This is a genomic window from Streptococcus sp. HMSC061D10, assembly GCF_001808865.1.
Classification (GTDB): Bacteria; Bacillota; Bacilli; order Lactobacillales; family Streptococcaceae; genus Streptococcus.
Map to the genome: position 1 here is coordinate 51,212 of NZ_KV795013.1, position 10,029 is coordinate 61,240.

General features: G+C 38.3%; 11 protein-coding genes and 1 pseudogene. 2 read left to right on the plus strand and 10 right to left on the minus strand.

Annotated features, from left to right (window positions below):
• Window positions 1-121 precede the first annotated feature (121 nt).
• Entirely contained in the window at window positions 122-568 is a 447-nt protein-coding gene (gene argR, locus HMPREF2728_RS05610; RefSeq protein ID WP_001231485.1) for an arginine repressor, read from the minus strand.
• A 142-nt stretch (window positions 569-710) separates the two neighbouring features.
• Here argR and argS point away from each other — a divergent pair, with 142 nt between their 5' ends.
• Window positions 711-2,402 (plus strand): arginine--tRNA ligase, encoded by a 1,692-nt coding sequence (gene argS / locus HMPREF2728_RS05615; RefSeq protein WP_049527309.1) that lies wholly within the window; start codon window positions 711-713, stop codon window positions 2,400-2,402.
• Window positions 2,403-3,005: 603 nt separating this feature from the next.
• Window positions 3,006-3,254, plus strand: a complete 249-nt coding sequence (locus HMPREF2728_RS05620; protein ID WP_049527311.1) for a hypothetical protein — start codon at window positions 3,006-3,008, stop codon at window positions 3,252-3,254.
• Between the two features lie 34 nt (window positions 3,255-3,288).
• Here HMPREF2728_RS05620 and HMPREF2728_RS05625 read toward each other — a convergent pair whose 3' ends face one another.
• The 9 genes and pseudogenes from HMPREF2728_RS05625 to HMPREF2728_RS05660 form a co-directional block, all read right to left on the minus strand.
• Complete coding sequence (locus HMPREF2728_RS05625; RefSeq protein ID WP_049527314.1) at window positions 3,289-3,498, minus strand: hypothetical protein; 210 nt, start codon at window positions 3,496-3,498, stop codon at window positions 3,289-3,291.
• 70 nt (window positions 3,499-3,568) lie between these two features.
• A complete protein-coding gene (gene nrdI, locus HMPREF2728_RS05630; RefSeq protein WP_049527317.1) occupies window positions 3,569-4,036 on the minus strand; it encodes a class Ib ribonucleoside-diphosphate reductase assembly flavoprotein NrdI in 468 nt (155 codons plus the stop codon).
• Between the two features lie 72 nt (window positions 4,037-4,108).
• Window positions 4,109-4,642, minus strand: coding sequence for an ABC transporter permease (locus tag HMPREF2728_RS05635; protein WP_049527320.1), 534 nt, complete (start codon window positions 4,640-4,642; stop codon window positions 4,109-4,111).
• A gap of 61 nt (window positions 4,643-4,703) precedes the next feature.
• Complete coding sequence (locus HMPREF2728_RS05640) at window positions 4,704-5,990, minus strand: response regulator transcription factor (protein ID WP_075227304.1); 1,287 nt, start codon at window positions 5,988-5,990, stop codon at window positions 4,704-4,706.
• Between the two features lie 2 nt (window positions 5,991-5,992).
• Window positions 5,993-7,666, minus strand: a complete 1,674-nt coding sequence (locus tag HMPREF2728_RS05645; protein ID WP_075227308.1) for a sensor histidine kinase — start codon at window positions 7,664-7,666, stop codon at window positions 5,993-5,995.
• The gene (locus HMPREF2728_RS05650; protein WP_075227305.1) at window positions 7,644-8,258 is read right to left on the minus strand and encodes a YesL family protein; all 615 of its coding nucleotides are present in this window, start codon (window positions 8,256-8,258) and stop codon (window positions 7,644-7,646) included. The genes HMPREF2728_RS05645 and HMPREF2728_RS05650 overlap by 23 nt, the downstream gene beginning before the upstream one ends.
• Before the next feature lie 630 nt (window positions 8,259-8,888).
• Window positions 8,889-9,095, minus strand: a complete 207-nt coding sequence (locus HMPREF2728_RS05655; RefSeq protein WP_075227306.1) for a CsbD family protein — start codon at window positions 9,093-9,095, stop codon at window positions 8,889-8,891.
• 104 nt (window positions 9,096-9,199) lie between these two features.
• Window positions 9,200-9,334 (minus strand): annotated as a pseudogene (locus HMPREF2728_RS10625) (alkaline shock response membrane anchor protein AmaP); the annotation flags it as partial.
• 86 nt (window positions 9,335-9,420) lie between these two features.
• On the minus strand, window positions 9,421-9,660 hold the full coding sequence (locus tag HMPREF2728_RS05660) for a GlsB/YeaQ/YmgE family stress response membrane protein (RefSeq protein WP_075227307.1): 240 nt from the start codon (window positions 9,658-9,660) through the stop codon (window positions 9,421-9,423).
• Between the last annotated feature and the right edge of the window lie 369 nt (window positions 9,661-10,029).

The window sequence follows — 10,029 nt, forward strand, 5'->3', positions numbered from 1 at the left end:
CGCACAGTTGAGTAGGGCTGTAAAAGCTGATGAAATCAGCGTAGTAGAGCCCACTCAACCACTGCGTCTTGCTCGACAATCCAAAGACAATTGAGAGGCTAGGACTTTTGTCCCAACCTCCTTATCTATCCTTCATCAAATCTAACAAACGATCTTCCATGAGTTTAGCAACATGCTGATCTCGACAGATCACCAAGAGAGTATTGGCACCCGCAACTGTTCCTAAAATCCATTCATCCTTGTTGGCATCGACAACATTGGCTAAAACTGCGGCTTCACCCAATTTAGTGTGCAAAACTAAGGTAAACTCAGCTCTTGCTACACCTTCCAAATGATGGGACAAGAACTCAACCAGGTCAATCTTCTCTGTCTCATTTGCTAGTACATAGTAGACCTTATCATTTTTCTTAACCTTGGTCAAGCCCAGTTCGCGAAGGTCACGCGACAAGGTCGTTTGCGTCACAAAAACATTGCGTGCTTCCAACCGATCCTGGATCTCTTTTTGAGTCCCTAATTTTTCCTCAGTGATCATCTGCTTGATCAACTGATGACGTTCTCTTTTTCTCATAACATCCTCTCGAGTGAATATTTATAACATTTTACAACTATTTAATAAGAACATTATACCAAAAAAACTGAATATTTCAAAAAAATTCTTATCATTCCTCAAAATTATGATAAAATAGAAGAAAAGTCCAAAGGAGTTTATAATGAATACAAAACAATTGATTGCTAGCGAATTGGCTAGCGTCATTGACAGCCTGGCTCAAGAGGCTATTTTAAATTTACTAGAACAACCCAAAAACTCTGACATGGGAGACATCGCCTTCCCTGCCTTTACTCTAGCAAAAGTTGAGAGAAAAGCTCCACAAATGATTGCAGCAGATATCGCTGAAAAAATCAATAGCCAAGCCTTTGAAAAAGTCGTCGCTACTGGACCTTATGTTAACTTCTTCCTTGATAAAAATGCTATTTCTGCTCAAGTATTACATGCTGTTATCACTGAAAAAGAACACTATGCTGACCAAAATATTGGTAAACAAGAAAATGTTGTTATCGACATGTCTAGTCCTAATATTGCTAAACCATTCTCTATTGGTCACCTGCGCTCAACTGTTATCGGAGATAGCTTGTCACATATTTTCCAAAAAATCGGTTATCAAACAGTCAAGGTCAACCATTTGGGAGACTGGGGTAAACAGTTTGGAATGCTAATTGTTGCCTACAAAAAATGGGGCGACGAAGAAGCTGTAAAAGCTCATCCGATTGATGAACTTCTTAAACTCTACGTTCGCATCAATGCTGAAGCTGAAAATGACCCTAGCTTGGATGAAGAAGCACGCGAATGGTTCCGTAAACTTGAGAATGGAGACGAGGAAGCTCTCGCACTTTGGCAATGGTTCCGTGATGAAAGTTTGGTGGAATTTAACCGCCTTTACAATGAATTGAAGGTTGAATTCGACAGCTACAACGGGGAAGCCTTCTACAATGACAAGATGGATGCAGTTGTAGATATCCTTTCTGAAAAAGGACTTCTTGTTGAGTCAGAAGGAGCCCAAGTTGTTAATCTTGAAAAATATGGAATTGAACACCCAGCTCTTATCAAGAAATCTGACGGTGCAACTCTCTACATCACACGTGACTTGGCTGCGGCCCTCTACCGTAAAAACGAGTACCAATTTGCAAAATCTATCTATGTCGTTGGTCAAGAACAATCTGCCCACTTTAAACAACTTAAGGCTGTCTTGCAAGAGATGGGGTACGATTGGAGTCAAGATATTGTCCATGTTCCTTTTGGATTGGTAACAAAAGAAGGGAAGAAACTCTCTACTCGTAAAGGGAATGTTATCTTGCTAGAGCCTACTGTCGCAGAAGCCATCAGCCGTGCCAAAGCGCAAATTGAAGCCAAAAATCCGGAACTTGAAAATAAAGACCAGGTGGCTCATGCTGTTGGAGTTGGAGCCATTAAATTCTATGACCTTAAAACTGACCGTACAAATGGATATGACTTCGACCTTGAAGCTATGGTATCCTTCGAAGGGGAGACTGGCCCTTATGTTCAATATGCCTACGCTCGTATCCAATCAATCTTGCGTAAAGCTGATTTCAAACCTGAAGCAGGTGCCAACTATAGCTTGAACGACGCTGAAAGTTGGGAAATCATCAAGCTCATCCAAGACTTCCCACGTATTATTAAACGTGCAGCTGATAATTACGAACCTTCTATCATCGCTAAATTTGCAATCAGCTTAGCTCAAGCCTTTAACAAATACTACGCCCACACTCGTATATTAGATGAAAGTCCAGAACGTGACAGTCGTCTAGCTCTCAGCTATGCAACTGCGGTTGTTCTCAAAGAAGCACTTCGTCTGCTGGGTGTGGAGGCGCCAGAGAAGATGTAAATCGCCAAAGTTACTTGATTGCGAAGCAATCTAAGTAACTAACGCCAAATCCTATAAGGAATTTGGCTAGGCGCTTCACTAGTCTTTCGATAGAAATATTATCGATTTCTACCGAAAGACGTCGTAATCTTAAAGTTACTGGAACTAAAGTTCCTAATTGTTAGACGCTAGCCGATTTTATGCGGACTAGCTAACTGCTTCACTAGTCATGGCCACTAAATATAATCGATTTAGAGGGCCACTACGTCGTAAATGAGGTGACTTACCTAAACGCTTCACTAATTCACCTAACCAAATAATATCGATTTGGTTAGGCTCATATCGTAGGCTTTTAATCACTTTATTGTAAAACAGTCTAAGTAACTAACGCTAAATCCTATAGGGGATTTGGCTAGGTGCTTCACTAGTCTTTCGATAGAAATATTATCGATTTCTACCGAAAGACGTCGTAATCTTAAAGTTACTGGAACTAAAGTTCCTAATTGTTGGACGCTAGCCGCTTTTATGCGGACTAGCTAACTACTTCACTAGAATGACTTGAAAAGCGGAGACTCTTCGCTTTTCTCTTGCTATTCATTTCTTTATCACTTAGGGAGAATTTTTATGAGCCAATACGCTTATATCTTAGTTGTTATTAGTCTTCTTTTTCTCTTTCTTGTCAACAAATATGAAAAAGAGAAACTTCAAAGACTGCTTCAGGACCAACTATTGAAAGATCAAGATTTTCGTGCAACTATCAAAGAAAAAATCCAAACGATAGAAAACATCAACGATGTCATTGACTACATCAACAAAGGTTACCGTTTAGGAATTCCCATTTCAAAAGAAATCGTTGACGAAATTCGCAACTAACAAAAAGACTCGAGATGACATTTCTCGAGTCTTTTTATTTATTTCTGACAGCTAAGATTTCTACCAGGATAACAATCCCTAAGGATACCATGGTTCCAAGTGGTTCTACATTTTCATCAAAAATTTTCTCAGAGAACCGTAGCAGAGCAATCGCTAATAGTAGCAAGGCACTGCATAGCATAATATCCTTGAAGCTTGGTTTGCGTTTTATATACTTTAAAAATGATCTCTGTAGTTTATTCATTTCGTTTGTTCCCTTTTGGAGTAAATCCTTTATCCATAGAATAATGCTCTTCCTCAGAAAATCTAGCCTCTTACAAAGCTTCTAATTCATAGAGTTCCGCAATAATCCCTGCAACCTTCTTGATATCTCCCAGCATACCACGCATCTCAAAGTCTGCTAGAACAGGGAAACCAAAGCGCTGGCTGTATTGTTTAGCCGTCAAACAGTATTGGTTGTTAAAGTTACGGTTGCCTGATCCTACGACACCAAAACACTTACTGGCATTGTCTCCATAGGCGATAAAATCACCTACTGGAGTCGTCAAAATCTCCACATCTCCATTGTCAACACCATTGCCACCTTCTAAATAAGTCGGTAGAAAAGCCACATATGGGTTGGTCATTTCAAAGAAATCTTCTCCTTCCTTGACCAAATCTTTAATATGAATTTTTTCTACTTCAATATTCTCATACTGTTCTAATAGGTAAGCCTTCAATCGTGTTACGAAACTCTCCGTATTTCCGCTCAGACTGATATAGACTAAGGAAATTTTTTTCATTTTCTCCTCCTTTTTTGAATCATAAAAAATAACTACCAAGATTGTATCTTGATAGTTATCCTTTGTCAACTCTTAGACAAGTTCTTCCTCTTCTTGAGCTTCTGTTAATTCTTTTTGCTGACGCCACATCTTATAGAAGACGATTGCTAGGAAGATAACATTGAGTACGATCCCAAAAATAGCAGAACCTTTGGCACCAAGCTCCGCTCCCATACGGATGTTAGGGTCTGTAAAAAGTGAAACCGCATCCTGAACGCCGATAAAGTTGTAGATAGAACCAACGATGGCAACGAAGACATAAGCAAGATAAGTGTAGTTAGCCAATTGGATGTTTTTACGAATAAGGAAAACCAAAGCCACAACAACTAGAATAACAGATAAGACAACCAAGAGAATGCTGAAGACAGAATGACCATGCTCCGATACCTTAATGGTGTAATCAACGAGCTCCTTAGCATAAGTAGCATTAACACCTGATGCTGATGTTTCTAGATTGCTCATACTCTCCGCAGTAGGTACTGGAGATATGATTCCAAATAGTGACATTGCTGAGAGTAAGGCTGATAAAATCAGCAATACCCATAGATAGATTGGTTTCTTTTTCATCAAAGCAACCCCCTTATGTTTTTTAGTTTATTATAGCATATTTTAACAAGCAAAACAAATCCTACAAGTTTGCTTCCACCTGTTTACGGTAGGCTTTGGGAGACTTCCCACATAGTTTTCGAAAGACCTTATAGAAATAACCCACATTACTGTAACCAACCGTATAGCAAATATCCTCGATACTATCATTTGTAGATAGCAAGAGCTGCTGGGCAGCCTTGATGCGTTGCTTATTGAGAAGCTCTGCAAAGGTTGAATTGGTTTCCTTCTTGATTAGCTGGCCCAAATAAACGGGATTGATAAAGAGATCCTTGCTGATATCCTTTAGAGAAAGCTCTTTTTGGTAATCTCTACCAATGACCTCGAGCACGCTGACGACATTTTCATTCATGCGGTATTGGCCAAAGAAGGAAGTCAAGGTCTCCTTGGTATAAGCGACTAAGTCCTCAAAAGTTGTAATGGCATGGATGTTCTTGACGATATCTGTCATGTCGTCAGCCTTCAAATGCTCAAAAAGATGGAAAACATCCATAACAAACTGAGTAAAGAGCTGCTTAGTGATAGAGACTCTCGGTGTATTTTCAAGAACAATCTTCTCAAGTAAGGTCAACTCCTCGATAATCTGCTGGAGATTTCCTTGGATAATCACTCGATAGATGGGTTCGTAGTAAGAAAAGAGACTTTCAGACTGATCTAAATTGACCGATCCATAAAAGAGAGTCTTTTCAATATCACGCTTCCATTTTTCAAAGTTGGATTGATAAGGTGCTTCAAAAGGCATGACCAACAATCCCTCAAATTCCTGATCAGCAAGGACAATCTGCCAGTCTTGACCTAGAACGTAGTAAGGAATGACAAAATTCCCTTGTTTTTCTTTTGAAAGTCCAATCCACCAGTTTTCTTTTTGGCTGAGATGAGTCTTGAAGGCTTCTTCATCGAGTTGTTGACTCAATATTTCGGGCTCATGAGATTTTTCACCAAGCTGACTGGCAATCTTTTCAAGCAAGCGTTCCAGTTCAACCTTATCGACCGGTTTAACCAGATAATCAACGACATTGAGATTCATGGCTTTTTTGACATAGTCAAATTCTTGGTAGCCTGAAAGAAGGATATAGTAAGCATTTGGCAACAACTCCTTCATCTCCCCAATCATTTCAAGCCCTGTCTTGTCAGGCATATTGACATCTGAAATAACAATATCGACGGGATGTTCTCGAACGTAGTCCAGAGCATCGTCAGCATGATTGGCTGTTGCAACGACTTCCATATCCCACTTATCAAAAGGAATCAAACGTTTGAGACCTTCTGTAATCATGTACTCGTCGTCCACTAAAAGTACTTTATACATCTTTATCCTTTCTCTTCATTTTTAATGGTAATTCGATAGCGAACACCTTCTTTTTCAACAGATTCTACACTGATATCATACCGGTCACCAAAGTAGAGCACAAAGCGCTCATGCACATTGACAATCCCAATGGACTGCCGTTTCCCACTATAATCCACTGTATGTTCAAAGGTTCTTTGAGCTAATTTGTCCTGGATCTCTGCTAATTTTTCGGCAGGCATTCCACGCCCATTATCGGTTACCAAAATTTCAACATAACCTTCTTTTTTCAAGGCCTTGATACTGATCACATTATCTGTACGTCGATGATCAACTCCATGAGCAAAATAATTCTCCACCAAGGGTTGGAGGGTGAATTTTGGAATGCGCATTTCTTCCAAGCCAGGGTCGATCTTAAATCCGTAAGCAATGGATTTTGGATAGCGAACCATACAGAGATAACTGTACTTCCGACAAAACTCCACTTCTTGCTTTAATGTTGTTTCTCGCTCATCAGAGATGTTGTTGCGCAGGAGACTACTGAATTCGTAGATAATATCCGCTAGTTCATTTTGGTTTTCCATGACCGCGTACATCCGTATAAACTCGAGGGTATTGTACATGAAATGTGGATTTATCTGAGCTTGTAGGGCGCGCATATGGGCATCTTTTTGACTCAGTTCAAGCTGGTAAATATCATGGATATTTCTCTCCAATCGGTCCAACATATCATTTGTCGTCTCAGCGATTAAAAGCAATTCCTGGTCTTTTTTCGTGAGATCAATTCTTTTTCCCTGCTCCCCTTGCGCAATATCATGGATTGTTTCCACTAGGTCAACAACCTGTGTTTGATACTTCGAAAATGTTTTTTTCAAGGTTACATATAAAATAACGATAAAGAGGAGACTCAAAGCAAGAATAAAGACAGAACTAGAGATACTACCACTAAGGACATAACCTCGCGGAACAGCAACCTGAACCTGATAACCATGAGCAGTCTCATCTTGCAACCATTCCTCTCGATCACTTTTTTCACCTTGGTGAAACATATCCGTTTCAAAAGGAGAGGTTATGCTCACAGCAATTGGGATATTTCCTCTGGTATTGTCAATAGCCTTATAAAAAACATCGGAAGATACAGAAACATAAATAACTCCAAGAGCTTGATCCGATACTGGATCGGATACGGGAACGGCAAAACTATTAGGATCTGGCTTAAAGGCGTCTGCAGAAACCTTGTAACCACTACGATTGTCCCTAGTCGAAACATAAACTTCTGTTGAGTCTTGCAAGACAATGGCTACACCCGTTACAAAATCGTTGCGCACATAAAGGTCATCGATATTTTCATAAATAGATACAGAAATATAGGGTGATGCCTTACGCTCCAGTTGCCAATAGAAATAATCTGGTGTACTAAGGCTAAAATACTTATAAATTCCCTCGATTCGCGCTTGATTATCTACTAAACTTTGGGCTGAACGCGCTGATTCTCGATAATAATACTCAACCTCGCTCACCGTCCGAGTCAAAACCCGCTGGGAAACCTGTCTTGCTTCTTTTTCGCGACTATCCCAGTTTACATAGGAAATCAAAAGAGCAAAACTAGCAATGATAACAATCATCACCCAACTATAGGTTCTAAGGAGCGAATGAAGCCAAAATTGTTTCATTCTATTTGGACGCCAATTTTTCATGAATGTTTTCATAAACAGGCTCCAATAAATCACTAATAAAGAAATGCCACATTCCAATCCCTACAAAAATGATAAGGGCTGGCATATAGAAGCCAATGATGGCTAACAAGACGCTACCAAGAAGAACCTTAGCCACTGCTGACAAGCTCATAAAAATTCCGATAAAGGCAAGCTTTAAGGTGTTTTGATAGGATAAGTCAAAATAAACTTGCAATTTTAAAGACACAGTATAGGCCAAAAATACCAAGGCTACCAAAAAGATATTTAAAAATGTTGCTGCCAAGTGGATAATGGTCTGATGCGGCAATTGGATCATGAGATACAAACCATAAATCAAGAGCAAGTCAAGTCCCATAAAGGTGTAGAAACTGAGATTGCTTTTAACAAAATTGCTCTTAAATAAAGCCCATGCTTCCTTGAAGCGATAAGCACGGTAAGAATAGCCGTGTTCTGCAAATAAACTCATGAGAGTCGCACTAGCTGGTGCTATACCAAAAACCACACCTCCTGCTAGTGTCAATAACCAAAAATAAACCGTTGCAATCATCCCCAAAAAGAAACGATGAAAGACTAGCTCAATAAAATTTCCCACGGTTTGCCTCCAAAAAAATAATCTAGAACTATTATAACATATTTCAAGCGCTCTCAAAAATAGGAGGAGAGAAAAGGCAGTGAGAGTTGAACTTGCTACCTTTTAGAAGCAAGTTCGGAGCAGCTATCCATCCTTGTCAAATGGCCAAATGTTAGTTTATAAAGGATAAATATAATTGTTTAATAAGGATATTTGTGCTATAATAAAGATAGATAGAGATACCGATTAATGACCAAAGGAGTTTTCGGAAAAGATAAACATATTTGCAGATTAAATACTTACTATTCAACTTATTTACTGGATTAACAAAATAACGAAAGGAGTATGAATCATGACTTTAAGAACTACTTTGTTTTGTGTTGCGCTTGTATTGACTCTTTTCTCTGATAAATTGTTCAAACAACAATATGTAAAAATCGGAAAAATAATTTGCGCTATAATCTTATTAGTCGCTTCATTATCATATCTGTTCTAAATCATATCTGTTCTAAGTTATTTTAAGAATACAGGAATTTGTTTATCCTGTATTCTTTTTTTCTCTATAAAACGTGCATTGATAAAAACGAATAACAAAAACACCCCGTTTATGCGGGGTGCAGTAAAGAGAATTAATAAGGTGATATAATCTAATTATTTTTCTTCATCTTTTTTAAAGATGTTTTTAACACCTTCAACAGCGCCTTCAATAGCGTCTTTTGCATCTTCAGCGACTTCTTTCACTTTAGAAGCAACTTTTTCAGCAGCTCCTTCGCTTTCAAGTTCTTTGTCGCCTATCAATTTGCCAACGCCTTCTTTAACAGATCCTGCTGCTTGGTTTAATTTTTCTTCTGTAGACATAAGTATGTCCTCCTTTTATTTTTTTCTAAATTAGTAATTATTGAACACGTGGTTCTGCTTTGGCTGCAACGTCTTTAACATTGTCAACACCTTGGCCAACTTTTTAATGATGTCTGTCGCCAGCTAGTCAATTGAATTCCTAAATCACTAACCTGGTGATAATCTATCAAAATAGGAAGGAAAATTGTCAAGATTAAAATACAGAAAATAAGTAATAATATTTTCTTTGATTTTGACATATAAAATCCTTTCAATTAAAGCACTAAACTATAGGTTTACCCGTCAATACTAAATTTAAATCTATAGTTTATGATTGAGTAAAAAGTTAACCTTTTTTACCCAAAAGGAATGATACTACAGCGACAACAATCACCGCACCAGCAATCGATGGAATAATTGACATTCCCGCTAGAGAAGGTCCCCATGTCCCAAAAAGCGATTGGCCGACGGATGACCCAATTAAACCAGCAAAAACATTTGCAATGATTCCCATTGAACCACCTTTTTTAGTAATTGCTCCTGCAGCGAGACCGATAAAACCTCCTACAATAATGGACCACAACATAATATGCACCCTCCTTTCACAACCCCAATATTTGGGTTAAATATAGTATATCATAATGTGAGAGCGCACACAAATTATATGCTCACGAATATATGCTTTAATAAAATTGATGTTTGATTTTAAAAAACTACACGAAAAATGTAATTATTTAGTTAATTTTTATTGAAATTGGCAAAAAGAAAAAACGCTTGAAATCAGCGTTTTTCCTATGTATTGATTCGTATTGAATGCTTACTTCACTTCTATAAAAGATTAAATAATTTCTATTTTAGCTGTTAGAAACGTTGGTACATCAATGTTTTTAGAATGCTACATAATAAAAGGTAGAGTGAATGGTAGAGTAGTAAAAATAGTTGTTATCCTAGTTGA

Excerpts from the sequence above, each read along its gene's own strand:
- HMPREF2728_RS05660 (WP_075227307.1), bottom strand. The coding sequence starts at position 9,660 with ATGTTGTGGTCCATTATTGTAGGAGGTTTTATCGGTCTCGCTGCAGGA.
- HMPREF2728_RS05635 (WP_049527320.1), bottom strand. The coding sequence starts at position 4,642 with ATGAAAAAGAAACCAATCTATCTATGGGTATTGCTGATTTTATCAGCC.
- HMPREF2728_RS05645 (WP_075227308.1), bottom strand. The coding sequence starts at position 7,666 with ATGAAAAATTGGCGTCCAAATAGAATGAAACAATTTTGGCTTCATTCG.
- HMPREF2728_RS05625 (WP_049527314.1), bottom strand. The coding sequence starts at position 3,498 with ATGAATAAACTACAGAGATCATTTTTAAAGTATATAAAACGCAAACCA.
- argR (WP_001231485.1), bottom strand. The coding sequence starts at position 568 with ATGAGAAAAAGAGAACGTCATCAGTTGATCAAGCAGATGATCACTGAG.
- HMPREF2728_RS05620 (WP_049527311.1), top strand. The coding sequence starts at position 3,006 with ATGAGCCAATACGCTTATATCTTAGTTGTTATTAGTCTTCTTTTTCTC.
- argS (WP_049527309.1), top strand. The coding sequence starts at position 711 with ATGAATACAAAACAATTGATTGCTAGCGAATTGGCTAGCGTCATTGAC.
- HMPREF2728_RS05640 (WP_075227304.1), bottom strand. The coding sequence starts at position 5,990 with ATGTATAAAGTACTTTTAGTGGACGACGAGTACATGATTACAGAAGGT.
- HMPREF2728_RS05655 (WP_075227306.1), bottom strand. The coding sequence starts at position 9,095 with ATGTCTACAGAAGAAAAATTAAACCAAGCAGCAGGATCTGTTAAAGAA.
- nrdI (WP_049527317.1), bottom strand. The coding sequence starts at position 4,036 with ATGAAAAAAATTTCCTTAGTCTATATCAGTCTGAGCGGAAATACGGAG.